Annotated in this window: 19 protein-coding genes; 13 read left to right on the top strand and 6 right to left on the bottom strand. The window is 50.2% G+C overall.

Annotated features, from left to right (window positions below; translation table 11 throughout):
- Nucleotides 1-376: 376 nt before the first annotated feature.
- Together IXB50_RS11610 and IXB50_RS11605 are read left to right on the top strand one after the other, a co-directional pair.
- Entirely contained in the window at nucleotides 377-1,282 is a 906-nt protein-coding gene (locus IXB50_RS11610; protein WP_215609129.1) for a glycosyltransferase family protein, read from the top strand.
- 276 nt (nucleotides 1,283-1,558) lie between these two features.
- Nucleotides 1,559-2,419: a hypothetical protein gene (locus IXB50_RS11605; RefSeq protein ID WP_215609128.1), complete on the top strand. Its 861-nt coding sequence runs from the start codon at nucleotides 1,559-1,561 to the stop codon at nucleotides 2,417-2,419.
- A gap of 265 nt (nucleotides 2,420-2,684) precedes the next feature.
- Here the strand turns inward: IXB50_RS11605 and IXB50_RS11600 are convergent, their stop codons facing one another.
- Complete coding sequence (locus IXB50_RS11600; RefSeq protein ID WP_246564432.1) at nucleotides 2,685-4,028, bottom strand: glycoside hydrolase family 6 protein; 1,344 nt, start codon at nucleotides 4,026-4,028, stop codon at nucleotides 2,685-2,687.
- A gap of 579 nt (nucleotides 4,029-4,607) precedes the next feature.
- On the opposite strand from IXB50_RS11600, the gene IXB50_RS11595 reads away from it, so the two are divergent.
- Nucleotides 4,608-6,629 (top strand): amylo-alpha-1,6-glucosidase, encoded by a 2,022-nt coding sequence (locus tag IXB50_RS11595; protein WP_215609127.1) that lies wholly within the window; start codon nucleotides 4,608-4,610, stop codon nucleotides 6,627-6,629.
- Here the strand turns inward: IXB50_RS11595 and IXB50_RS11590 are convergent.
- From IXB50_RS11590 to IXB50_RS11580, 3 genes are all read right to left on the bottom strand, one after another.
- Complete coding sequence (locus IXB50_RS11590) at nucleotides 6,626-7,804, bottom strand: transaldolase (protein ID WP_215609126.1); 1,179 nt, start codon at nucleotides 7,802-7,804, stop codon at nucleotides 6,626-6,628. The genes IXB50_RS11595 and IXB50_RS11590 overlap by 4 nt on opposite strands.
- A gap of 88 nt (nucleotides 7,805-7,892) precedes the next feature.
- Nucleotides 7,893-9,113 (bottom strand): acetate kinase, encoded by a 1,221-nt coding sequence (locus IXB50_RS11585; protein ID WP_215609172.1) that lies wholly within the window; start codon nucleotides 9,111-9,113, stop codon nucleotides 7,893-7,895.
- Nucleotide 9,114: 1 nt separating this feature from the next.
- Complete coding sequence (locus tag IXB50_RS11580) at nucleotides 9,115-11,538, bottom strand: phosphoketolase family protein (RefSeq protein WP_215609125.1); 2,424 nt, start codon at nucleotides 11,536-11,538, stop codon at nucleotides 9,115-9,117.
- 251 nt (nucleotides 11,539-11,789) lie between these two features.
- Between IXB50_RS11580 and IXB50_RS11575 the strand changes: the two genes are divergently transcribed.
- Nucleotides 11,790-12,785, top strand: a complete 996-nt coding sequence (locus IXB50_RS11575; protein ID WP_215609124.1) for a 2-hydroxyacid dehydrogenase — start codon at nucleotides 11,790-11,792, stop codon at nucleotides 12,783-12,785.
- A gap of 190 nt (nucleotides 12,786-12,975) precedes the next feature.
- Nucleotides 12,976-15,366, top strand: coding sequence for a S8 family serine peptidase (locus tag IXB50_RS11570; RefSeq protein ID WP_215609123.1), 2,391 nt, complete (start codon nucleotides 12,976-12,978; stop codon nucleotides 15,364-15,366).
- 94 nt (nucleotides 15,367-15,460) lie between these two features.
- On the opposite strand, the gene IXB50_RS11565 is transcribed toward IXB50_RS11570, so the two are convergent.
- Nucleotides 15,461-16,114, bottom strand: coding sequence for a TetR/AcrR family transcriptional regulator (locus tag IXB50_RS11565; protein WP_246564430.1), 654 nt, complete (start codon nucleotides 16,112-16,114; stop codon nucleotides 15,461-15,463).
- A gap of 99 nt (nucleotides 16,115-16,213) precedes the next feature.
- On the opposite strand from IXB50_RS11565, the gene IXB50_RS22475 reads away from it, so the two are divergent.
- The 3 genes from IXB50_RS22475 (at nucleotide 16,214) to IXB50_RS11550 (ending at nucleotide 18,001) form a co-directional block, all read left to right on the top strand.
- Nucleotides 16,214-16,339, top strand: coding sequence for a VOC family protein (locus IXB50_RS22475; protein ID WP_281413273.1), 126 nt, complete (start codon nucleotides 16,214-16,216; stop codon nucleotides 16,337-16,339).
- 173 nt (nucleotides 16,340-16,512) lie between these two features.
- The gene (locus tag IXB50_RS11555) at nucleotides 16,513-17,481 is read left to right on the top strand and encodes a pyridoxamine 5'-phosphate oxidase family protein (protein WP_215609122.1); all 969 of its coding nucleotides are present in this window, start codon (nucleotides 16,513-16,515) and stop codon (nucleotides 17,479-17,481) included.
- Nucleotides 17,482-17,611: 130 nt separating this feature from the next.
- Nucleotides 17,612-18,001: a YHS domain-containing (seleno)protein gene (locus IXB50_RS11550; protein WP_215609121.1), complete on the top strand. Its 390-nt coding sequence runs from the start codon at nucleotides 17,612-17,614 to the stop codon at nucleotides 17,999-18,001.
- Between the two features lie 53 nt (nucleotides 18,002-18,054).
- On the opposite strand, the gene IXB50_RS11545 is transcribed toward IXB50_RS11550, so the two are convergent.
- Complete coding sequence (locus IXB50_RS11545) at nucleotides 18,055-18,942, bottom strand: LysR family transcriptional regulator (protein ID WP_215609120.1); 888 nt, start codon at nucleotides 18,940-18,942, stop codon at nucleotides 18,055-18,057.
- A 207-nt stretch (nucleotides 18,943-19,149) separates the two neighbouring features.
- On the opposite strand from IXB50_RS11545, the gene IXB50_RS11540 reads away from it, so the two are divergent.
- The 5 genes from IXB50_RS11540 to IXB50_RS11520 all read left to right on the top strand — a co-directional run bounded on the left by IXB50_RS11540 (nucleotide 19,150) and on the right by IXB50_RS11520 (nucleotide 26,592).
- A complete protein-coding gene (locus IXB50_RS11540; protein ID WP_215609170.1) occupies nucleotides 19,150-20,160 on the top strand; it encodes a zinc-binding alcohol dehydrogenase family protein in 1,011 nt (336 codons plus the stop codon).
- Nucleotides 20,161-20,247: 87 nt separating this feature from the next.
- Nucleotides 20,248-21,093 carry an enoyl-CoA hydratase/isomerase family protein gene (locus IXB50_RS11535; RefSeq protein ID WP_215609119.1) on the top strand — a complete coding sequence of 282 codons (846 nt, stop codon included), beginning with the start codon at nucleotides 20,248-20,250 and terminating at the stop codon, nucleotides 21,091-21,093.
- The gene (locus IXB50_RS11530; RefSeq protein ID WP_215609118.1) at nucleotides 21,093-22,055 is read left to right on the top strand and encodes an LLM class oxidoreductase; all 963 of its coding nucleotides are present in this window, start codon (nucleotides 21,093-21,095) and stop codon (nucleotides 22,053-22,055) included. Before IXB50_RS11535 ends, IXB50_RS11530 begins: the two co-directional genes overlap by 1 nt.
- 93 nt (nucleotides 22,056-22,148) lie before the next feature.
- Nucleotides 22,149-25,520 (top strand): WD40 domain-containing protein, encoded by a 3,372-nt coding sequence (locus tag IXB50_RS11525; protein ID WP_215609117.1) that lies wholly within the window; start codon nucleotides 22,149-22,151, stop codon nucleotides 25,518-25,520.
- A 124-nt stretch (nucleotides 25,521-25,644) separates the two neighbouring features.
- The gene (locus IXB50_RS11520; protein WP_215609116.1) at nucleotides 25,645-26,592 is read left to right on the top strand and encodes an integron integrase; all 948 of its coding nucleotides are present in this window, start codon (nucleotides 25,645-25,647) and stop codon (nucleotides 26,590-26,592) included.
- Nucleotides 26,593-26,651: the final 59 nt, after the last annotated feature.

The following is a 26,651-nucleotide window of genomic DNA, read 5'->3' as shown; positions in this document are numbered from 1 at the left end:
TTGTTTTGTTTTAGCGCTTAGAATAGCCCATAGAGATTGACATTAGGCCGACAAATCGCATAAAAGCGTCAGAACAAACAATCAATTAAACTTGTTATTGACCATTACTTGACAACAGAATCAAGGTGAAAATTCTAATTTTTTATTTGATATATGGTTAAAGTGCCCACTCACTAAAAAGACAAACATAGAAAATTGGTGCCCCAATTTAACGCGGGAAAGTTTATGGAAGATAGTAGTTAGTCGTTGATTGTTAAACGCCAGCCAGGGACTAACTACCGACGACTAACCACTAACTCCTTACCTGGTCAGAATTTCCCGGCTTAAATTGATACCCGAAAATTGATAATGGTTTATGCCAGTTATCGTGATATCAATGAAGATTTTTTACTACCGACGTCAAGACGGTCAGCCCAACTTTGGCGATGAACTCAATACCTGGCTATGGCCCCAACTGCTACCGGACTACTTTGACAATGATGGGACTACTCAGTTTATCGGTACGGGCACCCTGCTAAACCACCGTCTACCAGAACGCACAACGGATGCTAAGCGTCTGATTATTTTTAGCAGTGGTGTGGGCTATGAGCAATTTCTATCCCATATTCCTGCCCACTGGCACATTGTCTGTGTGCGGGGGCCACTATCGGCCAGCCGCTTAAAACTCCCCCGCCAGCAGGCCATCACCGATGGCGGCATCCTGGTACGTCGTTGTTTTACCCCGTCGGGGCATAAAACCAACACCTATGCCTTTATGCCCCATATTCACCATGCCAATTTTGCCGATGGGGCCTGGAAGACATTGTGTGAGGAGGTAGGTATGGGCTATATCGATCCCCGTTGGCCCATCGAACAAATTTTACAGGCCATTGGTGAGACGGAGGTGTTGCTCGCCGAAGCGATGCATGGGGCCATTGTGGCTGATGCCCTGAGGACGGCCTGGATTCCTGTGGTAACCAGCCCCAGGATTCTCAGTTTCAAATGGCAAGACTGGTGTGCATCCATCAATGTCTCCTACCACCCCTGGATACTGTCGCCCCTGCCGGATTATCCCAAATATGCCAGGGGGATACGATCCTCACTGCAGGCAGGACGGCTGTGGACCCAAAAAGCGCAACAGACCCTGGTGCATCAGCCAGCTAAGCTGTTGACTGAGTCTACGGTAGACAACGTATCAAGTTTGATTAGACATGGACGACCCATCTTGAGTACGGACAATACCATTGAGCGATTGACTACGCAGTTAGAAGAAGCATTAAGTTCCCTAAGGAATCTGAGATAAATTGGCATTGAGGCGCTGGTATAGCCAACCCGATCAATGGCGACGACGACAGACAGATTCATGATTAAAATCATCAACGGAGAGAATTTAAACCTTGTCCACGTCCAGAACTGGAGTTTTTCCGTAGAAGAAGCTACAGGTTTCAACTTGGACGTGGTTTATGTCTGCATCTAGCAAGAGTCCCAATTATTCAGGGAACTTTAAGGGGTTTGAAAAAAAAAGACATGAATTAATTTTGTTTCGCTAGACTGAGTGGGAAGCAGGATTTTCTTTTTTATGTCCTTTACTGTGTTCCCTCAGACCGCTTGTTGGCAAAGGGGGTTGCCTGTCGCTTTATCACTGGCGCTAGGTCTGTTGGCCACTCCAGCCAAAGCTGCCACTCTAGTTTTAGAAAATTTTGTGTTTAGTGAAGTTTCCGGTGACTTTACTATTACAGGGGGTGAGGCCACTAGCGATGCCTTCAGAGTCTTTCAAGATGTTACCGGACCCAATGTAGACTTGTTCCTTTCGATCCAGGGATTACGTAATTCAGGATTTATTGGCTTTAGGTTTGAATCAATCCTCACCAATCGAACCAACACGCCCTGGATTTTCTTTGATCACGAGCTACAGGAACAGTTTGGAGTGCCTAGCCCTGAGGAGGACGGTCTTTCATTTGCCCAGGGAATTAACTTTTTTAGACCCTTTACTTCAAACGCTTTTGCAGTTGTTGACGAAGTCACTGATGTTCGAGATTTTGTTAATTTCTCTAGAGGGGTAGTTAATCCAAATGAAACGGTTAGCTTTCGCTATGTCATCTCAGATAATGATCCAAATGATTTATTTTTCTTAAGGCAGCGTCCTAATTTTGCTCCCGGTGGTGTAGGGGTTGTAGCCCCAGCTCCCATAGCACCAGCGGCACCGCCGCCGCCTGTACCTACAGTAGTATCACTGCCACCGCCAGTGGCACCACCGCCAGTGGCACCACCGCCAGTGGCACCACCTGCCCCTACACCTCCCGCACCTGCACTGCCACCAGAACCTGATGTTCTGCCTGAGCCTGTTACCCCACCCGTAACTACAATTCCTGAACCGAGTATATCTATCGGCCTATTGGGCTTAATGTGGTTGGGGGCCTTAGTTCGACGCATGCGTTAATACTCGCCACCACAACCACAACCATGATTCAGGGACCAGTATTGTTAGGGCTGGAGAAACATACTGTCGAAAAAGATTACCTGAATTTATGTCTGGCCTCGTTCAGCAACCTCTTCAAACATATGGTGCGTTACGGCTTCGCCTAACAGCACCCTACAGGAGCTGTTCAAGAGATTGGCAGAGAATTGTTAGGCTTGGGGTAGGCTGCATAACGTTGCTGACTCCCTGGCAGCCATTAGTTGTTGATGTAAAGAAAATGGATCTATCATAGCTGCCCTGGTGAAAGTGGAGGATAGGCATTTTCGACCAGCACTCTAAACTGTTCCGCGAACCACCGTCCGGCATGAGGGGCACCAGCCATGGCATTGGTCGAGTATTGCGGGTTGTCTCTATTGGTCGCGTTCGGATCACACATCCCGTCAAATCCTTTGGCCGGATCATCAGGATCAACAATGTCGGCTTCGCTGACACCATCAGATTCCCCCGGAGGTTTAATCCACACAAAGGCATCAAAATGCTCATACGGCTCTACGACCGGGCGTTCACCGATACCCATTCCGATCTGGTTACACCAGCCACCGCGATGAGGTCGTCGGTCAATGCGAGACTCATCTACAAAGGTATTCACCTCTGTAGAGGTACTGGCAACGGTCGGACGATTTGGTCCGCCCCATCCATTACGGCTGGTATCCACTAACATACCAATCCTCGATGGCAGCCCTTCAGCGACAAAAGCATCGTACATCGCGCTCATATAGCTGACTTCATCAACATAGGGGTTCCAATCGTAGAAATCAGCGGATCGGATCGGGCTACCCGTAAATTCTTTAACAAACGGCTCAACTACCGGGGTGCTGCCGGAGGTATTTGAAACAAAACCATCTACTGTGTTCACGCCAGCTTGTGTGCCCTTAATCGTATCAGCGATCAGTGTCACCGTTGGACCAAACGAGCTATCCCAGCCTAACCATCCGGAATGACCGAGATCAACATAGGTATAGACGTTGGAGATTTGATGCAGTTTATTTAAGGCATACTGTACACCTTCAACATATTCACCACTCGATTTTGCCTTAGCACAGGCAGGAGTTGAAAGGTTGGTGACAAGGTTAGGCAATGAATCCGGTTCGATCACAGCGACAATACGGATATCAGCATATTTTGGATCGCTGAAAATCTCTGCCATCGGACCAATGTATTCGGTTTTATAGCGCTCAATTCCGCCATGAGGAATTTCGCCATTTGAGGCTAGCGCATGACAATCCCGGTTCGGCAGGTTGTAGACCACCATCAAAAAGGTGATTGGTTTGCCAGGGAGTTTTTGCGCTAATGCAGTATCCAAATGCTCTCGTAAGCTCATCGCAATTTTGGTTCCATCGGCAGATGTTCCGGTAATCGCGCCAATCCGATCCATCCAGACGGCAGTCGGATAGGTAGTGACTTGGGCCATCTCCTCGCCTAAGCTCCCGGCAGTTTGGGTAGCTTGTTTCTTCACTTGTCCCACATAGTCAGGGTTCAGATAGGACGTTGTCCCGACAAACGGGTTGTCAACACGGGGTTCTGGAAAGACTGCTTGAGCAGTCTTGATCAGGATGCTTAATATCAACATTGTGAACATCAGCAACCGTACAACAGATTTCAACCGTACAACAGATTTCCGTTTCGTAGACGTCACAATGTCCTCCGTATTTTTGAATAAACATGACTTAAGAGCGAGGGAGCACTATTTAGCCTGGATTGGTTCACTATGAGATGGAATCTCCATGCCTAAATAAGCTACTACATCATTCTCATACAATCGCAGCACCTCAACGGCTTTCATGTCTTAGCTTCACATACACCCAACTACCCATAAACACCTGCGTAATTCATCAAGTTTAGTTAGTGCTGCTCATGGCAGCAAAGCTTATGCTGGGTAATGAAGCAAGTGGGAGCTATCAACACGATACTTAGAGTTAAGTCTGATTTTAGTCCTAAGTAGGTTGGCCTAATCATTTATATGATGGAGGATCAGGAGTTTGACCTCCTCGAATATGCCCCCAAACCCCCAATTCTGGGGGCTTTGAGTCCGGTCTCCCCCAGGATTGGGGGACGGAAGGGGGCCTCAGCATCTAAAGCCTAATTTGGATAACCTACTTAGTCTTGATTTTTCACTTCAAGGCCCTTATATATCAATATTTTCAAGCTAATGCTGACATTTGGACGGGAGCTCTGTGGGGATTTGGCTACCGCTGAAACCCGAGAATGGTTAGTCACCAACGGTATTGGTGGCTATGCATCGGGAACTGTTGCCGGGGTGCTTTCTCGGCGATACCACGGTTTGCTAGTGGCAGCACTACAGCCCCCGTTGGGGCGGACCTTGTTGGTTACCAAATTTGATGAGAGCGTATACGCGGGGAAACGCTATGACCTTGCCACCAATCGCTGGACAGATGGCAGTGTCGATCCTGAAGGATATCGATTGATTGAGAGTTTCCGACTGGAGGGAACCACCCCCGTTTGGACCTTTGCCCTGGGCAATGCTCTCCTGGAAAAGCGTATCTGGATGCAGCCCAGGGAAAATATAACGTACGTTCGCTATCACCTGCAGCGCAGTAGTGCACCCGTAGAGCTATCATTACGGGCCCTAGTCAACTACCGGGACTACCATAGCAATACCCAAGGGCAAGGTTGGCAGATGGCAACGGGACAAGTACCCCACGGTGTATATGTCCATGGGTTTGAGCAGGCTGTCCCCTACTATCTGTTGAGCAATCGAGGGGAGTTCCAATTACACCATGATTGGTATCAAGGCTTTGATCTAGCCCTAGAACGATATCGAGGTCTCAGCGATCGAGATGATCATCTATGTGTGGCGAGTTTACTGGTAGAACTGGCACCGGGAGACTCTGTATTGTTGGCAGCCAGCACGATGCCTGAGCCATGCCTGGATGGTGAAGCGGCTCTAGCCGTGCGAGTGGCCTATGAGCAAGAGCTTTTGGATCAGGCGTTTCATTCGTCAAAAGTCTCCCAGGAACAATGTGAGTTTCCGGGGCCAGGATTGACTCGTGAACAATTTCAGCAGTTAGTCCTGGCGGCAGATCAGTTTATTGTGGATCGATCACTGGTGGATGAACCTGAGGGCAAAACGGTGATCGCAGGCTATCCCTGGTTTGGTGACTGGGGTCGGGATACCATGATCAGCTTGCCAGGGCTAACCCTGGCGGCAGGGCGTCCCCCCATTGCCCGTACCCTCATTCGCACCTTTGCCCGCTATTTAGACCAGGGCATGTTACCCAATCTCTTCCCCGATGCTGGAGAAACCCCTGAGTACAACACAGTGGATGCGATTCTCTGGTATTTTGAAGCGATTCGCGCCTACTATGCAGCTACTGGAGATGAACAGCTGTTAAGGGAGATTTGGCCTGAGCTGGCAGCGGTGATCGATTGGCATCAGCGGGGTACCCGTTACAATATTCACCTGGACAGTGATGGTTTGATCTATGCCGGTGAGGCTGGGGTACAGCTAACCTGGATGGATGCCAAGGTAGGCGATTGGGTCGTTACGCCACGGATTGGTAAACCGATTGAGATTAGTGCCCTTTGGTATAATGCGCTGCGCTGTATGGAGCAGTTTGCTGAGATTTTAGGACAACCGGTCCAGGATTATAAAACCTTGGCTCAGCATACACTGACAGGATTTCAGCGGTTTTGGCAGGGGGCCTACTGCTATGACGTTTTGGATGGTCCAGAGGGGGATGATGGGGCCCTGAGGCCTAACCAGATTTTTGCAGTTTCGCTCCCATTTGCTGGGGGGGAGGCGATTGGTTCTCTGTTAACGATGGCACAACAGCGGGCTGTGGTTGAGGTGTGTGGGCGAGAATTGTTGACCTCCCATGGGTTGCGATCGCTAGCGCCATCCCATCCTCAATACATCGGTACCTATGGCGGCGATCCACTGCAGCGGGACGGTGCTTATCACCAGGGCACCACCTGGGGCTGGCTGCTGGGTCCCTACGTGGAGGCTCACTATCGAGTTTATCGAGATGCAACTCAGGCAAGGTCATTACTCAGACCGCTGGTACAGCATCTCCACAGCGGCTGTATCGGTAGCCTGAGCGAAATTTTTGATGGCGATGCCCCGATGGCACCACGGGGCTGTTTCGCCCAGGCATGGACGGTGGCAGAAGTCTTGAGGGTCTGGCGGTTGTTGGAGTCATCAATGACTTAAATCTTTGCCCATCTAAACGCCGCCCCCAGGCCCGCCCCCATTTCCTCGGGGGTGATTTTGCCATCGTGATCAATGTCGAGGGCATCAAAGACAGCGTCCGCCCCCATCCACTCTTCACGGGTGATAAATCCATCGCCGTCAAGATCATAGGCACGAAAGATATCCTCAGCCGCGTGGCTCACCACCTCATTTCCATCTAGCTGAGAAAGACGGTCAGCCAATAACGACTCTAACGATTCCAAAGCTTTAGTGAATCCCTGGATACCTTCAGCTAGTTTTTCAGATGCCATGCGGTCTTCAGCATGCATTTTGTCAAAGGTGGCTTTGTCGACTGAAATTTTCTCAATGTCTAGGCCCTGGGCCGTTTCAGCAGAAAGCTTGCGGGGCAGCTCAGCGGTCACCTGATCCAACTGAGACAATAGCTTAGGTGAAATAGTCAGCAGATCGCAGCCTGCCAGCTCCTGAAGCTCATCCGTGTTACGAAAGCTAGCCCCCATGACTTCAGTGGTATAGCCAAACTTTTTGTAGTAGTTAAAGATTTCGGTCACCGACAAGACACCCGGATCCTCTGCCGGTGGATAAGACTCTCTACCCGTATCTTTTTTATACCAGTCCAGAATCCGCCCCACAAAAGGAGAGATCAGCGTGATACCTGCCTCAGCACAGGCGATGGCCTGATGGAGACCAAACAGCAGCGTCAGGTTACAGTGAATACCCTCTTTTTCTAGAATCTCGGCAGCTTTAATCCCCTCCCAGGTAGAGGCAATCTTGATCAAAATTCTCTCGCGGGAAATACCAGCCGTTTCATACTGGGCGATCAAATCGCGGGCAGTGGCCAAGGTGCCTTCAGTATCGTAAGACAATCGGGCATCCACTTCGGTGGACACACGCCCAGGAATAATTTCCAGAATTTTACGACCAAAGGCAACGGCCAGGCGCTTAAAGGCTAAATTAACGATTGCTTGAGTGCTGGCATCAGGACCCGCATCCGCTTTAGCCGTTTGCAACGTTTCATCCACGATGCCCTGGTATTGAGGCATCTGCGCCGCCGCTGTGATCAAGGATGGGTTGGTTGTGGCGTCACGCGGTTTAAATTTTTCAATCGCTTGGATGTCACCCGTATCGGCAACGACGACGGTCATTTCACGCAATTGATCCAGCAGGGTCTGTGTCATGGGGGCTCCATTTCGTCGGCTGACCACGTTTGCCATTGTAATGACCCCAAACTAAATTGTTTGTAATCTCAAGGTTGATTAGCCAAACTTAACTTGAACACAGCTTTAGATGGTGCCAGCAGTCTCGGGCAATGGCCCAGTCTTCTTGAGTATGAATCACCAACACCCGCATCGTAGAGTCATCAGTGGCAATATCTTGATCAACAGGATTATGGTCGTTCTTACTAGCATCTAGCTTTAGCCCTAAAAAGCCCATGGCCTCACAGGCCGCAGCACGAATCGACGCGGCATGTTCACCAATACCTGCTGTAAACACAACCCCATCCGCCCCCCCCAAGCTCATCAGCATGGCTCCAAAACAGGCCTTAAAGCGATGGAGGTAGATGTCTTGGGCTAATTTAGCCCGTGAGTCCCCAGCGACGATAGCCTGTTCGATCTGACGTAAGTCATGGGAGATACCAGAAATGCCTTTCAGGCCTGATTCTCGATTGAGTAGCTGATCCAACTGGTCAGCGCTGTATCCCTGCCGCATCAGATAGAGCAAGATACCGGGATCAACAGAGCCGGAACGAGTGCCCATCATCAAACCATCCAGCGGGGTAAATCCCATGGTGGTGTCAATACTGCGACCATGGTGCACAGCACAAAGAGACCCCCCATTACCGAGATGACAAATGATCAGGCGTAGATCATCGCGACCTAAAATTTGCGCCGCTCGCTGGCTACAGTACTGATGACTGATACCGTGAAATCCATAACGACGGATACCCTGGTCCAACCAATCGTAGGGACCCGGATAAATCGCCGCGATATCAGGCATCTGACTGTGAAAAGCAGTGTCAAATACGGCGACTTGAGGTACATTCTCCAACAGTTCTTCCAACAGTTCAATCCCTTCAAGATTAACAGGATTATGGTTGGGAGCCAGCTGTGTTAAGCGTGCAATTGCTGCCTTGACCTCAGGGGTGACAACAGTGCTAGCTTGATACGCTTGCCCACCATGGACCACCCGATGTCCAACCCCGTCAATCTCATCTAAACGTTTGAGCACCTGGGTGGTCCCCTGCCATAGGGTACTGAGTACCTGGGAGAGAATTTCTCGTCGAGAGGTGACGTCTAGTTTTTGTGCTAAAGACTCTCCTGCCTGGGTGTTGATCTCGACAACAGCCTGTTGGGGATACCAGTCGATCTGGGCTTCCCAAACAGGCTGAGGGGCCGCTGGTAAGGCCACTTCTGGCAGCGGATCTGCTAACGCATATAAACACAGTTTATGGCTACTAGAACCAGCATTGAGGACCAGGATTTTCATCTTAGCAATCGGTGCTATAGGGCCACTGCCAATGAACAATTTCATCCTGGTCTCTCCCATGTTCATGGGCATAGGCCAGACAATCAATAATTTTGTTCTTCATCCGCTCTTTGACATGGGCCGCCGCTGACCCCAGCTTAGGCACTCGATTAATCACATCAATTACCAGGTTAAAACGGTCCACCTGATTGTTGATCGCTAGCTCTAGGGGTGTATTGATATTCCCCTCTTCCTTATAACCCCGAACATGGATGCGATCTTGGTTAGCGCGACGATAGACCAGCTTGTGTATGAGCCAGGGATAGCCATGGAAATTAAAGAGAACGGGCTTATCGGATGTAAATAGGGAGTTAAAATCCCAATCCGATAGACCATGGGGATGCTCTCCTTCAGACACTAGCCTGAACAGATCCACCACATTCACAAAGCGTACCTTGAGCTCAGGAAACTCTTCCCGTAGGATGGCCGTTGCCGCCAGGGACTCCATGGTCGGGATATCGCCGCAGCAAGCCATCACCACATCGGGTTGATCGGGCTCGGTGCCACAGTCGTCATTGCTGGCCCAGTCCCAAATGCCAATCCCCTTGGTACAGTGGGCAATGGCCTCTTTCATGGGGAGATACTGCAGGTGCTTCTGCTTGTCGGAGATAATGACGTTGATGTAGTCAACGCTACGAAAGCAGTGGTCTGCCACCGACAGCAAACAGTTGGCATCTGGAGGGAAGTAAACCCGCACCACATCAGGACTCTTGTTGGTCACCAGGTCCACATAACCGGGATCTTGATGGCTAAAACCATTGTGGTCCTGTCGCCACACTAAGGATGACAGTAAAATATTTAAAGATGAGACCGATCGTCGCCAGGGCACATGATTACGACAGATATCTAACCACTTGGCATGCTGATTAAACATAGAGTCCACCACATGGGCAAAGGCCTCGTAGGTGTGGAAAAGACCATGGCGACCGGTGAGCAGGTAAGCTTCTAGCCACCCCTGCAGGGTATGCTCACTGAGCATCTCCATCACTCGACCGTCGCGGGATAGTTCAGTCCCATCCTCATCCTCTGGATAGATATCGGCCATCCATACCTTTTTGGTTACCTGGTAGACGTCCTGTAGTCGGTTGGATGCAGTTTCATCCGGCCCCATTAAACGAAAGTTGTTGGGGTTATCCCGCATGATGTCTCGCATTAAGAGGCCCAGCACTTTAGTGTTTTCAAATTCTTCGGTGCCATGCTGTTCCATTTGGATGGCATAGTCACGAAAATCAGGCATCTTTAAGGCCTGACGTAGCAGTCCACCATTCGCGTGTGGATTAGAGCCCATACGACGATTTCCAGTGGGGGCCAAAGCCTTGAGTTCAGGGATTAGGGCACCGGTCTGATCAAATACCTCTTCTGGTCTGTAGCTACGCATCCATGCTTCTAGTCTGCGCAAGTGTTCGGAGTTGTCGTGCATGCCCCCCATGGGCACCTGGTGAGAGCGCCAGAAGTCTTCTACCTTTTTGCCATCGACCTCGCTCGGTCCGGTCCAACCCTTGGGGGTACGCAGGACAATCATGGGCCAGCGAGGTCGCTCAATCTTGCCCGATATTCGTGCTTCTTGTTGAATCTCTTGGATTTTTAGGACACACTCTTCCATGACCGCAGCCATTTTCTGATGCATCTCTGCGGGATCACGACCTTCCACAAAGTAGGGGGTGTAACCATAGCCTCGGAACAGATAGTCCAGCTCTTCTGGGGAGATCCGCGCCAGGATCGTGGGATTGGCAATCTTGTAGCCGTTGAGGTTCAAAATTGGTAACACTGCACCATCACGGGCCGGGTTGATAAACTTGTTGGAATGCCAGGCCGTAGCGAGGGGACCTGTTTCAGCCTCACCATCACCGACAACGCAGGTGACAATCAGGTCTGGATTATCTAACACGGCCCCATAGGCATGGGAAACGCTATAGCCCAGTTCACCGCCTTCATGGATTGACCCCGGTGTTTCTGGGGTAACGTGGCTACCGATAAATCCAGGAAAAGAGAATTGCTTAAAAAATCGCTGCATGCCTTCAGCGTCTTCGCTTTTATCAGTATAGATTTCGGTATAGGTGCCCTCTAAGTAAACGGGACCGAGAACACCGGGGGCACCATGGCCAGGACCGGCTACAAAAATCATGTCTAGATCGTACTTTTTGATCAGACGATTGCAGTGGATATAGCTAAAGCTCAGGGCCGGTGAAGCTCCCCAGTGCCCCAGTAAACGGTACTTTATATGCTCAGCTTTGAGGGGTTCTTTGAGCAGGGGATTATCGCGCAAATAGATCATGCCGACAGCCAGATAGTTGCACGCTCGCCAGTAGGCATCTATCAGGTGTAGCTCATTTTCTGACAGGATCGATGAGGGGGAAATAGTTGGTTGAATGGAGGCTTGCACCATGATTAACCTTCTCTTGGATAGAATAAATCAGCTAGGTCCAGAAGTCAGAGAGTGTTTGATGTTTGTAACTGTTCTATTGCTGTCTGTTATCAGCGCGAGCATACCCATATGCTAACGTCTGAAACAGAAAGTGAAGGTGAGAAAACTATCACATTGTCCATCGATGGCGAGATTCAATGGGCTGATTGAGCTGCATTGATTTATTGTTATCGTTGGCGTACAAAAAAGATCTTTTAAGCTAACGTTGCCCTATGAAAATAGCTTTCTTCAATACCAAACGCTACGATCAACGTTCATTTGTAGAGATCAATGCAGATTATGGTCACGAGCTTACCTTTTTTGAACCTCGTTTAACACCAGACACGGCATCACTGGCATCGGGGTTTCCTGCGGTCTGTGTGTTTATCAATGATGAGGTGGGTGAGGAGACATTGCGTGCGATCGCAGCCACCGGCACCCAACTCATTGCCCTCCGCTGCGCCGGGTTCAACAATGTCAACCTGGATGTAGCTCAAGACTTGGGCATCACCGTAGTCCGGGTCCCCGCCTACTCTCCCTACGCAGTGGCAGAACATGCCGTAGGACTGATTATGACTCTCAATCGCAAGCTTTATCGCGCCTACAACCGCGTCAGAGACGATAACTTCGCGTTAGACGGTCTACTAGGATTTGACCTCCATGGCAAAACCGTGGGTGTGGTAGGGACTGGCAAGATTGGTCAGTGTTTTGCCCAAATTATGAATGGTTTTGGCTGCAAAATCTTAGCCTACGATGTGCGCCCCAATCCAGTCTGCCAGGAAATAGGCGTCGAGTATGTAGAGCTGCCCATGTTGTTGACCCGCTCTGACATTATCTCTCTCCATTGTCCATTATTGCCATCTACACATCATCTCATCAACGAAGAGTCGCTACAGCATCTAAGACCAGGAGCAATGCTGATTAACACCAGCCGAGGAGGGCTGATCGACACCAACGCCGTCATCGAGGCCATTAAATCGGGGCGAGTGGGGTATTTTGGCATTGATGTGTATGAGCGAGAAGGGGGACTATTTTTTGAGGACCTGTCTGACACGGTGATTCAAGACGATACCTTTCAGCTACTGCAGTCTTTTCCCAATGTGGTAATCACAGCTCATCAGGCCTTTTTCACCAAGGAGGCCTTGCATAACATTGCCAAAACGACCCTGTCTAATATCAGCGAGGTGGAAGCAGGACAGGATTGTATTAATCAGGTGAAGTCAATATAGAGGGTTTGGAAAGATTCGTCATCAGCGCCAATGCAATTAACGACGGTAAGGCACCATGGTCATCATCTGCATCTCCACCATCACCTGTCTGTGTCCACGAATCTAGCCCTTACTGTAGGCTTGAATATCGCACAAAGGCCAGGAAATATGACCTAATGAAAGGGTATGGCGTCAGTCCAGATATATTTCTATGAGTTACAGCTTTTCCCAGTTGGCATCCTTACTCGACAAACGAACGTCATCTAATGTGAGTAAGCGAACAGATGCGAAAACGATGGGTAATGACTTGGTAGAGCTATCGGCTCAATATTCCTTATACAGCCTGGTATTTGGTGAAACTGCTGGGGAAAGGTTTCCAAGCGATGACTCCTTGATGCAAATCCATGATGGTATGGTCATGGTGGATGTAGCAGCGGCCAGCGATATGGAGCTACTGCTGACAGAACTTGAAGACCATGGCTTTGTCGCTACAGCAGAATATGGTGTAGTGGTATCAGGATATCTGCCCATCGATGCCCTGACAGCCATGGCTGACTCTGAAGCAACGCAGTTTATTCAGCCCACCTATCAACCCATTATTAGACAAGGCAGCACTGGCAACCAAGGTACCATTGCCCTGAGAGCCGACGTTGCTCAGACAGAGTTTAATGTGACAGGTGCCGGAGTCACCATTGGTGTTCTGTCCGACAGCTTTGACAACCGGGGTGGGGCAACGGCCGATCAACTGAGTGGCGACCTCCCCACGGTCAATGTTTTACAGGATTTACCAGGGGGCGGTTCCGATGAAGGTCGGGCCATGCTGCAGCTGATTGCTGACATTGCTCCCGGTGCGGACCTGGCGTTTCAGACTGCATTTTTGGGCCAGGCCAATTTTGCCCAAGGCATTATCGACCTAGCGGCAGCGGGCGCAGACATTATTGTTGACGATGTTATTTACCTGGCTGAACCGTTTTTCCAAGATGGAATTATTGCCCAGGCTGTCGATCAGGTGGTGGCCGAAGGTGTGGCCTATTTCTCAGCCGCCGGGAATAACGGTGATACGGCCTATGAAAGTGCCTTTCGCAACAGTGGCATTTCCTTAGACTTTGGCAATTTCCAGGTAGAAGCCCACGACTTTGATCCAGGGGCAGGGGTGGATATTTTTCAGTCCATCACGGTGGGTGCAGGAGCAGCAATCAACCTTTCATTTCAGTGGGCATCTCCCTACTTTTCCGCATCCGGTGTTCAAGGAGCCACCAGTGACCTGGATATCTTTTTGCTAGATGAAACGAATCAAGTTGTTGCCGCCAGCTTTGATGACAACATCAATCGTGATCCCATCGAGATTCTGAGTTTCACTAATACGAGTAGTGTTGACACCCAGTACAGCCTGGTTCTGGGGAAATTTGGTGGCGATGATCCAAGCTTACTCAAATATGTTGGTTTTGGCGATCTCTCCATTGACGAATTTGATACCAACAGCGGTACTATTTATGGCCATGCCAACGCCGCAGGTGCCCAAGCTGTCGGTGCCGCTTTCTTTGAAGAATCTCCTGCCTTTGGTGATACCACACCCACTGTAGAAGCCTTTTCTGCTGTGGGTGGTACGCCTATCCTATTTGATACCGCAGGCAATCTCCTGGCTGAACCGGAAAATCGCCTCAAGCCTGAAATTGTTGCTCCCGACGGTGGTAATACCACTTTCTTTGGTCAAGACATTGCCGCTGATGCCGATACTTTTCCCAACTTCTTTGGTACATCTGCTGCCGCACCTAATGCTGCGGCTGTAGCTGCCCTGATGTTAGAAGCAGTCCCCGAAGCATCCCCCACGGACATCTACCAGGCGCTTCAAACCTCGGCCTTAGATCTAGATAACCCCAATACATTGGGCTTTGATGTGGGCTTTGATGATGCGACTGGATTTGGTCTAATTCAAGCGGATGCTGCCCTACAGGCTCTACTCAATAGTCAACCACCTGAACTACCTGCACCGATTTTGGTGGGCACCGATCAGGATGAAACAATGATGGGTACTGCCAGTCAAGACATGATCCAGAGTCTGGCCGGTAATGACCAGATTTTTGGTAAGGCGGGCAATGATGAGATTGATGGAGGACCAGGTAACGATACTCTCAATGGTGGTGCTGATGATGATCTGATTTTGGGGGGTGATGGTGATGACATTCTCCGGGGCGATGACAATAATGATGATGCAGGGGGGCGCGATCGCATCTTCGGCGGAGCTGGCAACGACCGCATCGGTGGCAAAGCAGGCAACGATGAAGTCTTTGGCGACGAAGGCAATGACCGAATTTGGGGAGGCCTGGGGGACGACATCCTCACCGGAGGCCTGGGGGACGACACCCTCACCGGAGGTAATGGCAGCACAAGCCTAGCTGAAATAGACACCTTTGTTCTCAGCGCCGGAACAGGCACCGACACCATCACCGACTTTGAACTCGGCATCGACCGCATCGGCCTCTCCGGTATCACCACCAATGACCTTAGCTTTACCGACAACACCATCCAACTAGGCAATGAAACCCTAGCCATACTCAGCGGCATTACCAATGCCGCCGCTGTAGATTTTGTGATTGTGTAAACCATTCAAGCTAGCTTACGCTGATGGAATGGTCAGCCGCTACCGAGACACTTTGACCCCAAAAGGCTAGCAATTCCACACTTTAGGGCTGTAATCACTGCTTGTGTTCGCTCCCTTCCTCAGGGTGCAACAATACCTGGGGTAACTGCTGTATGGTTCGCTGAAAGAGGGAAGCGTTATCTAGATTTTGAGCGACTATCAGTGCCCCCTGAATGGAAATCAGTGCATCTTGGCCTCGTTTTATTGCCAGATCTTTATCAAAACCCGACTCAACCAAGACATTGGCAATGGCTCCAATCCAGGATTCTAATAGGCCCTTAACTTTATCGTGAAACAGATCACGGCCTGTGCCCATCGCCAAAATCGCCGTCAAACATGGCTGAGTACCACCTGCATAAAGCTCATGGATATGCTCACACATCTTCTGCAATCGCGCTTGGGGACTGCCCTCACCAGCCAGAAGGTGCAACACGTTTGCTTGCAACCAGCAGTCGGAATGATCCAGCACCGATGCCACCATGTCCTCTTTACCACCAGGGAAGTGATGGTAAAGGCTGGCCTTGCCTAGTCCGGTAGCCGCTGAAATTTTAGAGAGTGTGGTTCCGTCATAACCGTACTGGCGAAACAGTGAAAATAAGGTCGGAACGTAATCCTCTTTGGGCATTTCAGCATTTTTGAGTTTAACTAGTTGACATTCTACCAAGCCATCGATATAGTTACATCGCAGCAAACCGATCGTTTGGTACAATGTCGGTCACTGCTACTGAAATATCTTGGTGCCCACCAGGGTGTCCACCCTTTCAATCTCTTCCCAAGTTTAGTTTTTTCTCTCTAAAGGATTTGTTCCATGGCGATTACCCAAGGCGCTCACCACATTGGCCTTACTGTGCCTAACATCGACGCCACCCGCGATTTTTTCGTGAACGTGCTGGAATTCAAGCAGGTGGCTGAAAGGCCCGAATATCCCGCCTGAGCTTTCGAGTGGTGGACCTGCACAACATTTGATGGCTTATATCCCCGGTGGTATCCGTCTGGAACTGATGGCCCCAGGTAGCTAGCCTCAATGTATGCGCAAACATCAGGCACACATATCCAAGCGTGATGTTTGCTATATCTCTCCTATTTTCTTTAAAGGAGCTTATCCCTATGCCCATTCCCGGTTGGCAAAAAGACGGTTCTCCCTTCCACCCAGGAGAACAAACTGTTCAGACAAGGTTGGGTGCGCGCGATCGCATGGAAGTTGTAGGGCGAAAAGTAATTCGCGAGTTCTTGCCTGAGCAACATCGCCAATTTTATGCTCAACTTCCCCACTTCCTGGTCGGCACGGTCGATGCCGAGGGCAATCCTTGGGCGTCGATTGTGGTGGGCGAACCTGGATTTGTCTCCACGCCGGACGATCGGACACTGCACATCGCCGCCCAGCCCCTGTTTAGTGATCCCCTAGCCCAAAATCTCGCCATTGGTAGCAAGGTTGGCTGCCTCGGCATCGAGCTGCACACCCGTCGTCGCAATCGGGTCAATGGTGTGGTGAGTGAAATTACCCCAGATGGGTTTTCAGTGACGGTGGAGCAAAGCTTTGGCAACTGCCCCAAATATATTCAGGCGCGACAGTTTAACCTCCAAAACTTCGATAGCAATACGGCTAAGCCTGTCTATGCCTTCACCATGCTAGATAGTGTCAAACGTGATGTGATCGCGGCAGCGGATACTCTTTTCATTGCTACGGCTTACCTGGATAACGAGGCGGATGTTACCAACGGTGTGGATGTTTCCCATCGAGGGGGATCCCTCGGTTTTGTTCGAGTCGATGGCAATACCCTAACAATACCGGACTTTGCAGGCAACTGCATCTTTAATACATTTGGCAATATTGAAGTCAATCCTCGTGCCGGGTTACTGTTCATCGATTTTGAAAAGGGCAACCTGTTGTATCTAACTGGACGGGCCGAGGTGATCTGGGATGACGATCCTGATATTGCTTGCTACCCCGGTGCCGAACGCCTGCTGAAGTTTTATCTCCATCGAGGGGTATACGTTGAAGGTAGTCTGCCATTGAGTTGGTCCGTTCCAGAACAATCCCCTTTTCTCAAAAAAACAGGTCCTTGGGCTAGCTGACGTTGAAGAGACTCGTCGCAACGTCTCATAAGGCCAATTGGATGAACCGCTGGCTTAATCAGCAGCTATCATCAGCAAATTAGCGTTGAAATATTTACACTATAGGACCGTTTGGTCCAGGAGATTAACCATGTCCCATCCTATTAATCTAACCGAACAAAACGTTGCCATCAATGGCTATGATCCAGTTTCCTACTTTGTGGATCAACCACTACCTGGCAATCCCGACATTGCAGCTACCTATGGCGAGGCCACCTATTACTTCGCCAATGCTGAAAACAAGGCCAAATTTGAAGCTGATCCTGAAGCCTATGTGCCCCAATACGGTGGTTTCTGTGCTGTTGCCGTTTCTGAAGGTAAGCTTGTTCCCGTCAATCCGGAGACCTACAAAGTTACTGACAACAAGCTATACCTCTTTTACAACGGAGAAGGTGGTAACACCAAACCTCAATGGGAAGCTGACGAAACCACAATGAAAAACAATGCCGATGCTGCCTGGGCAAAAGGCGATTTTGTATGAACAAGGCAGGGACTAACTACCGACGACTAACCACTAACTCCTTTCCTGCTTTTCTAACACTCCCATGGCGGCACAGGCTGGAACCGTTCGAGTAAAAAATCAATCATGGCATGAACTTTCGGTGCAATGATCCGGCGACTTGGATAAAGCAGCCATATGGAGACATCTATAGCCAGTGGGAAATCCGGCATTACCTCAACAAGTAAACCGGATTTCAAACTTTCGCTGGCATTCCAGATTGACTTGATGCCAATGCCCATTCCCTGTTCGAGCATTGTGCGCAGTGCTTCACCATCGTTGACCACAAACGAGTGTGGAACACTAATAGTCTGACCGTTTTCAAACTTCCACTTAGTATATTCGGCCAGGCTGACACATTGATGCTCTGCGAGATCATCAGGCGTTGAAGGAGAACCATAGCGTTTAAGATAGGCAGGAGAGGCCACGAGAAGCCGCCGATCCGAGGCTAACTTTCGCATAATCAGACCGCTATCGGCCAACGGGGCATTGCGAATAATCAGATCATAGGCCCCTTCAACAACATCCAGGACAGCGTCCGATAGTCGTAAATCAAGGCTAACGCGCGGATGGCGAGCGTGAAAGTCGGCCAATGTAGGCATGATATACATCCGTCCAAAGGAGCCAGGCATGGTTATTCTTAGTAAACCTTCAGCATCTGCCCCCTGCCCCCTGACTGCACTGAGACCGGTTTCTAGCGTTTCTATCATCTGTTGCACGTAGGGCAAAAACGCGTCGCCATCGGTTGTCAAGGAGACGGCTCGGGTGGTTCTGTTGAATAAACGAAAGCCAACCGTTTCTTCGAGTTTGACCAGACGGGCACTAGCACTTGCCGGTGAAAGGGAGAGATCCTGCGCTGCCGCCGCAATCCCGCCGAGCGCTGCAATTCTCAGAAATAAACGGAGCGACAGAATATCCGGCATTGCTGATCCTCGGGATGACTTTAGCGCTGAGATATCGATAGATGGCCAAGGCTCTAGACCGGTTTATTGTTCCATAAATCAGCAATCGCTACTATCCATTTATCAAAAATATCCGAATTATCATTTCGCAGCAAGCCTGATTATCTTTTTTACACAAATGATTATCATGCTAGTAACGCTCCCACAAATCGAAAGGAGGCATCAATGATGAAAGCGATTGGTTATCGGGATGCAGGTCCAATATCAGCAGAAAACGCCCTGATCGAATTTGAAACGGATATACCGAAGCCTGGTCCAAACGACCTGTTGGTGGAAGTGCGCGGCATCTCGGTCAATCCGGTCGACGTCAAAGTGCGCGCCAGTATGCAGCCAGAAGGTGGGCCTCGCATTCTTGGTTTTGATGCCGCTGGCATTGTAAAAGCAGTCGGTTCGGAAACTACACGGTTCCGACCTGGCGACGAGGTGTTCTACGCGGGCGATATTACTCGTCCTGGCACCAATGCCGAGTTTCAGGTTGTCGATGAGCGCATTGTCGGTCGCAAACCATCATCCCTTGATTTCGCTGAAGCTGCGGGCATGCCTTTGACGACGATTACGGCTTGGGAAATCCTGTTCGATAGCTTTGGTCTGAAAGAGGGTGAAGGGACAGGCGAAGCCCTGCTGGTGATCGGCGGCGCTGGTGGTGTGGGGTCAATTTTGATTCAGTTGGCGAAGAAGTTGACTGGTCTGAACGTTATTGCGACGGCGTCGCGTGATGATACACGCACCTGGGTTGAAAAGATGGGTGCAGATCAGGTTGTCAACCACCGCAATCCACTTGACGAGGAGATGAAGGCGCTGGGTATTGCCCCACGATATGTTGCCTCACTCACACATACTGACAGTCACTTTGAGTCGATTCGAACATTAATTAAACCGCGTGGTCACATTGCCCTGATTGACGATCCCAAGTCTCTCGATGTTGTTCCACTCAAAAGCAAAGCACTCTCATTGAGTTGGGAGTTTATGTTCGCCCGTTCCATGTTCCAGATGGAGGATATGGATGAGCAGCATAGGCTGTTGAACCAGGTTGCTGACCTGCTCGATAGTGGCACGCTGATCTCGACTGTTAACAAACATGGCGGTGCCTTGAACGTGGAAAATCTGCGCTCTGCCCATGAATTTCAAGAGAGTGGAGTCGCTATCGGCAAGACTGTTTTGGACGGTTTTAGCCGGTGAGCTTGCCATCCATAACCTCAACCCGTCACCGCAGGTGCTATGTAAAGCACCACACCTTAATCATTCAACAAACCCAGGAGATACCCCATGAACTATGACAACTTCACTACTTTCAACGTTAAGATCGAAAACGCAGTGGCATGGGTCACCTTTGACTATCCACCGGTCAATATTCAAGGACTGCCAATGCTGGCCGACCTAACCATGTTGGCCCAAAAGCTGGAAACGGATCGCGACGTCAAGGTGGTTGTGTTTCAATCCGCCAATCCTGAAATTTTTGTGGCCCATGCCGACACGAATTTTCTCAAGAATATGTCCGCGATCGCAGTCTCCCGTAACGAAGTCAAACTACTCGACTTGCAAGTAGTCCTGGAGCGCATCAGTAAACTACCCCAGGCCACCATTGCTAAGATTGAAGGCTTTGCCCGTGGCGGTGGTCACGAATTTGCCCTAGCCTGCGATATGCGCTTTGCCGCCCGTGGCAAGGCAAAATTCATGCAGATGGAAGTGGCCATGGGTATCCTGCCCTGCGGTGGTGGGGCATCGCGGATGGCACGTCAGATCGGTCTGGGACGGGCCCTGGAAATTGTTCTGGGTGCCAGAGACTATGATGCCGACCAGGCCGAGGCCTATGGCACCATCAACCAGGCCCTCGACCCGGAAGAGATTGGTCCGTATGTCGAAGCGTTGGCCAACCGCATCGCCCTGTGGCCCGCCGAGTCGATCAATGCCTGCAAACAGACCGTCTACGCCTCCATCGACAAACCCATTGACGAAGCATTGCAGGAAGAGGCCTATTGGCTCTACCAGGCAACCAGTCAAACCCCCGCATTGAAACGCTTTACCTGGGCCGATGAAAATGGTGCACAGTTCGACATGAACAACCAACGCGGTTGGGAAGAGATGGTCATTGGTGTTCAGGAGATTAACTAATGAAAACCTTAGAAGGTATCGGATTTCAGCCCATTAATCGAGGCTACAACTCCGTGTTTCGTCCAAACCGGTTAAGCCTTGGCCTGGTGGTCCCGATCGAGTCCTATCCCAGGGGACCGGTGCCCACCCTGGAGCGCCACATTGAACGGGTTCAGCTGGCCGAAACACTTGGTTTTTCAGCGGTCTGGTTACGGGACGTACCCTTCAACGTGCCCTCATTTGGGGATGCGGGTCAGACCTACGATCCCTTTGTTTATCTGGGACTGTTGGCGGGCCAAACTAAGCAGATCGCCCTCGGTGTGGCCAGTATCATTCTGCCAATACGGCATCCAGCCCATGTGGCCAAAGCCGCCGCGACCGCTGATGTGCTCTCAGGTGGACGGCTGATTCTGGGGGTGGCGTCGGGGGACCGGCCAGAGGAGTATCCGGCCCTTAATCTCCCCTTTCCAGAACGCGGAGCTGCATTTCGAGAGAGTTTTGATTACATCAGACATATGGGTGAGCGTTCGCCCTCGTTTGAAAATGCGTTTGGTCGCCCTAATGGCGGGATAGACATGCTGCCCAAACCTACATCTGGCAAGCTACCGCTGCTGATTACGGGCGGTAGCCAGCAAGACCCTGATTGGATCGCGCGGAACGGGGACGGCTGGATGACCTATCCCCGCAATACAGCTGTGCAAGCACGCGTCATTAGTGAGTGGCGGGCACGGGTTGAGGTCGTAGACGGTGCTGATAAGCCGATGATGCAACCGCTTTATGTGGATCTGACAGAAGACCCCGATACCCCACCCCAACCTATCCATTTGGGATTTCGGTTGGGGGTAAACCATTTACGGGCCTATTTGCGATCGCTAGAACAAATCGGCATGAATCATGTGGCCCTAAACTTGCGCTTTAACCAGACAGATATTGAGACCACCCTGAAACGTCTGGGCGATGACATCCTGCCAGATTTTACGTGACCCGACTTCACTTATTTCCTGCTGAGCGATCAAAGCATCGGATACACTTTTGCCTTAAATTATTTCAGTTGGGGCGAAATCGGAGATGCCACTATGGTTCAGTCTGTCTATCAAGTGGGAGGAAGTTTATCCGTTGATGCGGCAACCTACGTGGTGCGACAAGCTGACCAGACGCTGTATGAGGCGCTACTGACCGGTGAGTTTTGCTATGTCTTCAATGCTCGCCAGATGGGTAAATCGAGCCTTAGGACCCGCACACAGCAGACCTTAGAAGACCTGGGCCATCGCTGTGTCTATTTAGATATGACCCAGCTGGGTAGCGAAGAGGTGACCCACCAGCAGTGGTATCGCGGCGTCATGCTGGAACTCCTGCGGGATTTGGACTTGCTGGGCAAGGTGGATATTCGAGCCCGCTGGAATACCTGGGATACACTGCCTGCGGTACAGCAGTTGCGGTTACTGATCGATGAAATTCTGGCACTATTGCCCGACACTCGGCTATTTATTTTTGTAGACGAGATTGATAGTGTGCTCAATCTGGAGTTTCCGGTGAATGACTTTTTTATCTTTATTCGCGCCTGCTACGAACAGCGACAAAATCAGGCTGACTATCATCGGTTGACTTGGGCGTTGTTTGGGGTGGCCACACCGTCGGATTTGATTCGCGATCGCAAACGCACCCCCTTCAACATTGGCCGTGCCATCGACCTACAAGATTTTCAACTGGATGAAGCCTATCCCCTCATGGCTGGCTTCAAAGACCAGGTATCTCGACCCGAAGCCATCCTCAAAGCCGTTTTAGATTGGTCAGGCGGTCAGCCCCTGCTCACCCAAAAGCTTTGCCAGCTAGTAGCACACACCGCCCAGACTGAGGACTTAAACTTTCCCCCAGGGGAAGAAATCCTCTGGATTAAGGAACTGGTACACACACACATCATCAAATACTGGGAGGCCCAGGATAATCCCGAACATCTTCGCACTATCCGCAACCGTCTGTTTATGGACGAACAGCGTACGCCTCGCTTGCTAGGACTGTACCAGCGCATTTTAGAACAGGACAGTATTTCCCTAGACGGTAGCCCAGAACAAACAGAATTACTGCTGTCTGGCCTGGTGAATCAGCAGCGCCGACAGCTGCAAGTCAAAAATCGCATTTACCACACCATCTTCTCCAGCGATTGGATTCAGGGTCAGCTCGATCGCCTGCGGCCCTATTACCAGAGTTTCAACACCTGGGTAACGTCAGAGTTTACCGATGAGTCCGCTCTGCTGCGGGGCCAGACCTTACAGAATGCCCTGACCTGGTCCAAACAACAAACCCTGAGCGATCTGGACTATCGCTATTTAGCCGCCAGTCAAGATCTCAATCTTAAGGAGTCCCTCACCCAGGCCGAAGCTAATCGTCTACAGGAAGTAGAAGCCCGACTTGCCATCGAACAACGACGCAGCAAAGAACAGCGGTGGTTGCTAGGGGGTGTTAGCCTGGCCCTGTTAGTGACCACCAGTTTAGGTATCTTTGCCTGGCAGCAATACCGGCGCTCAGCCGTCAGCGAAGCCCAGGCCATTGTACGTTCTGCCCAGGCGCTGTTTGCCTCAGATCAGTCCTTTGCCGCGTTGATTGAAGCCATTCGTGGACAGCGGCGGGTCCAAAAGCTCTGGAACACCGACCCAACGCTCCAAACCCAGGCCAGCAAGATAACAGAGCAATTACTCCTCGATATTCGGCAACAAAATCGACTGGATGGCCATCAGGCTACTGTAACGACGACCAGCTTTAGCCCTAACGGCCAGCGGTTGGCAACGGCTGGGGTAGACAAAAAAATTCATCTGTGGAATCCAGCGGGAGTGATGCTAGCCAGTCTAGAGGGACACACATCGACTATTAGTCAAGTTAAATTTAGTCCTACCGGTTCCCTACTGGCCTCTGCAGGCGATGATGGCACAATTCGGCTCTGGACGACCGATGGCACCCCAAAGCAGGTGATCAACAGTCAGATTGAGAATATCTGGGGGCTGGATTTTAGCCCTGACGGTCAAACTCTGGCAGCCTGTGGCCAAGCTGGAGAGGCAGAATTGTGGCAGCGTGATGGCACCTTTATTCGTAACCTTGACTCTGGCGGCACTTTGCCGGGTATATGTAGTCTGGCTTACAGCCCACAGGGGAACCAAATTGCCATTGGTAGCAACAACGGCATGGTGACTCTGTGGCACCCCAATGGTCAACTGCTCCATACCCTGGAACACCAGGATCCTATCCGATCAGTCGCCTACAGCCCCGATGGTGAACTATTGGCAACGGGCAATCAGAATGGCCAAATCAACCTCTGGCAGACAGATGGCAGCCTGCTCCATACCCTCAATTACCATGAAGCTCCCATTCGAACATTAGCCTTTAGCCCCGATGGGCAGCAGCTTGTCAGTGCCAGTTTAGACAAAACCCTCTCTATCTGGAGCAATAATGGCATCCTTCTGGATATCCTCAAGGGACATCAGGCAGGTGTATGGGGCGTAACCGTTAGTCCCGATGGCCAAACCATTGCGTCTAGTGGAGCAGATAAGGTCGTGAGACTTTGGCAGACTAATAATCCCTTCCGGCAGTCTTTTTATGATGTCAGCGGCGTGGTGCTCAAAGCTCTCTATAGCCACGATGGTAAGACCTTAGTCATGGGCGATATCAACAATCAAATTATTCTATTTAATCTAGATAGCTTTACTCGGCGTGTGATTCAGGCCCATCAATCTGTTGTGATGAACCTGGCCCGTCATCCCCAAGCAGAACAATTTTTATCTGTTTCTGAAGATACCACGCTCAAACGCTGGAGCATGGACGGAACATTACTGCAGACCTACAGCGGTCACGATAAAGCTGTGTTGGCCACTGATTGGCATCCCAATGGTCAGGAGATTGTGACGGGGACTGCCACGGGGCACCTCTATCACTGGAACGTTGATGGCACCCTGGTCAGGCGCTGGTCAGGGCATTCAGCCCCCATTCGAGATATTGCCTATAGTCCCGATGGCACCCAGTTTGCGTCTGCAAGCAACGATAGTACTGTACGGCTTTGGAGTACCGATGGGACGCTGCTACAGACCCTAGAACATGATGCTACCGTTTGGCGAGTTGCCTTTAGCCATGACGGCACTCTGCTGATCACTGGCAACGGCGATTCGAAGGCAAAAATTTGGCAGACGGATGGCACCTTGTTAAGTACCCTAGAAGGACATCAGGCCGCCGTTTGGGGAGTTGCTTTCAGCCCTGACGATACCTTTGTGACGACTGCCAGTGTGGATGAGACCGCTAAACTGTGGAAGCTGGACGGCACGTTGCTAACCACACTAGAAGGTCAAGGCTCCGGCATCCGCAGTGTGGTTTTTAGTCCTGATGGGCAATCTCTCGCCTCCGTAGGCGATAATCGGTCTCTTTTTGTGTGGAATATTTCTACCTGTGCAATTCAAATAGCTTAAGGCTAAAACCACTGCCCTGCTTGAGATAGAGTTCTCGCCAGTCGATTTTTGGCAGTGGAACACCTATCGTAGAAACTGATGGAAACGAGTAAAAAATGATACATGTGTTCTGTATCTACCATCAATGGAAACTCGTCCCAGAAAGCTCCTGGATCAAGTTCGGGATCATATTCGCCTGAAGCATTATTCTTATCGGACTGAGCAAACCTATGTTTATTGGATTCGTCGATACATTTTGTTTCACAATAAACGCCACCCGGCAGAGATGCGAGCTAAAGAGCTAGAAGTATTTCTGACTCATCTGGCGACTGTGAATAATGTTGCAGCCTCTACCCAGAACCAGGCTCTTAATGCCATTATTTTTCTCTATCGGTATGTCCTTAAGCAAGATCTGGGTATGGACATCGACGCCGTGCGTGCAAAACGTCCAAAACACTTGCCTACTGTACTCACTCCAGCAGAGGCAATAGCTATTCTTCAGAATCTGTCAGGAGAATATCAACTCGTGGCTAAGCTTCTTTATGGCAGTGGTTTACGTTTAAACGAGGCTTTAAGACTGAGGATAAAAGATCTTGACTTTAACCAAAAACAAATCGTGGTGCGGGATACCAAAGGTGGCAATAATCGCATCACGATGCTGCCTGTAATTTTAACTGACGATCTCAAATTACATCTGCAATATGTCAAACGCCTGCATCAGCATGATTTAGATCATGGCTATGGTTCCGTACACCTACCATTTGCTTTAGCACGCAAGTATGCAGGAGCTGACCGTCAATGGATTTGGCAATATGTATTTCCATCTCGTCGATTATCAAAAGATCCCCGTAGTGGTATTGCCCGTCGTCATCATTTACATGAAAGTGGTTTGCAACGAGCCATTAAGCGAGCTGTTCAGATGACTAAAATTCAGAAGCGTGTAGGCTGTCATACCTTTCGCCATAGCTTTGCTACCCATCTATTGCAAAATGGCTACGACATCCGCACTATTCAAGAATTATTGGGCCATAAAGATGTAAAAACAACAATGATTTACACCCATGTGCTAAATCAACAGCAATTCTCAGTATGACAAATAAGGCATGAACGCCTGATATGGCAGGGATTGTACTACTATCATAGTGATTTCAA

Source organism: Leptothoe spongobia TAU-MAC 1115, from assembly GCF_018739885.1.
In the GTDB taxonomy this organism is placed as follows: domain Bacteria; phylum Cyanobacteriota; class Cyanobacteriia; order Phormidesmidales; family Phormidesmidaceae; genus Leptothoe; species Leptothoe spongobia.
This window is presented reverse-complemented; position numbering and strand designations above follow the sequence as displayed.

Excerpts from the sequence above, each read along its gene's own strand:
- IXB50_RS11610 (WP_215609129.1), top strand. The coding sequence starts at position 377 with ATGAAGATTTTTTACTACCGACGTCAAGACGGTCAGCCCAACTTTGGC.
- IXB50_RS11605 (WP_215609128.1), top strand. The coding sequence starts at position 1,559 with ATGTCCTTTACTGTGTTCCCTCAGACCGCTTGTTGGCAAAGGGGGTTG.
- IXB50_RS11600 (WP_246564432.1), bottom strand. The coding sequence starts at position 4,028 with ATGTTGATATTAAGCATCCTGATCAAGACTGCTCAAGCAGTCTTTCCA.
- IXB50_RS11595 (WP_215609127.1), top strand. The coding sequence starts at position 4,608 with ATGCTGACATTTGGACGGGAGCTCTGTGGGGATTTGGCTACCGCTGAA.
- IXB50_RS11590 (WP_215609126.1), bottom strand. The coding sequence starts at position 7,804 with ATGACACAGACCCTGCTGGATCAATTGCGTGAAATGACCGTCGTCGTT.
- IXB50_RS11585 (WP_215609172.1), bottom strand. The coding sequence starts at position 9,113 with ATGAAAATCCTGGTCCTCAATGCTGGTTCTAGTAGCCATAAACTGTGT.
- IXB50_RS11580 (WP_215609125.1), bottom strand. The coding sequence starts at position 11,538 with ATGGTGCAAGCCTCCATTCAACCAACTATTTCCCCCTCATCGATCCTG.
- IXB50_RS11575 (WP_215609124.1), top strand. The coding sequence starts at position 11,790 with ATGAAAATAGCTTTCTTCAATACCAAACGCTACGATCAACGTTCATTT.
- IXB50_RS11570 (WP_215609123.1), top strand. The coding sequence starts at position 12,976 with ATGAGTTACAGCTTTTCCCAGTTGGCATCCTTACTCGACAAACGAACG.
- IXB50_RS22475 (WP_281413273.1), top strand. The coding sequence starts at position 16,214 with ATGGCGATTACCCAAGGCGCTCACCACATTGGCCTTACTGTGCCTAAC.
- IXB50_RS11555 (WP_215609122.1), top strand. The coding sequence starts at position 16,513 with ATGCCCATTCCCGGTTGGCAAAAAGACGGTTCTCCCTTCCACCCAGGA.
- IXB50_RS11550 (WP_215609121.1), top strand. The coding sequence starts at position 17,612 with ATGTCCCATCCTATTAATCTAACCGAACAAAACGTTGCCATCAATGGC.
- IXB50_RS11545 (WP_215609120.1), bottom strand. The coding sequence starts at position 18,942 with ATGCCGGATATTCTGTCGCTCCGTTTATTTCTGAGAATTGCAGCGCTC.
- IXB50_RS11540 (WP_215609170.1), top strand. The coding sequence starts at position 19,150 with ATGAAAGCGATTGGTTATCGGGATGCAGGTCCAATATCAGCAGAAAAC.
- IXB50_RS11535 (WP_215609119.1), top strand. The coding sequence starts at position 20,248 with ATGAACTATGACAACTTCACTACTTTCAACGTTAAGATCGAAAACGCA.
- IXB50_RS11530 (WP_215609118.1), top strand. The coding sequence starts at position 21,093 with ATGAAAACCTTAGAAGGTATCGGATTTCAGCCCATTAATCGAGGCTAC.
- IXB50_RS11525 (WP_215609117.1), top strand. The coding sequence starts at position 22,149 with ATGGTTCAGTCTGTCTATCAAGTGGGAGGAAGTTTATCCGTTGATGCG.
- IXB50_RS11520 (WP_215609116.1), top strand. The coding sequence starts at position 25,645 with ATGGAAACTCGTCCCAGAAAGCTCCTGGATCAAGTTCGGGATCATATT.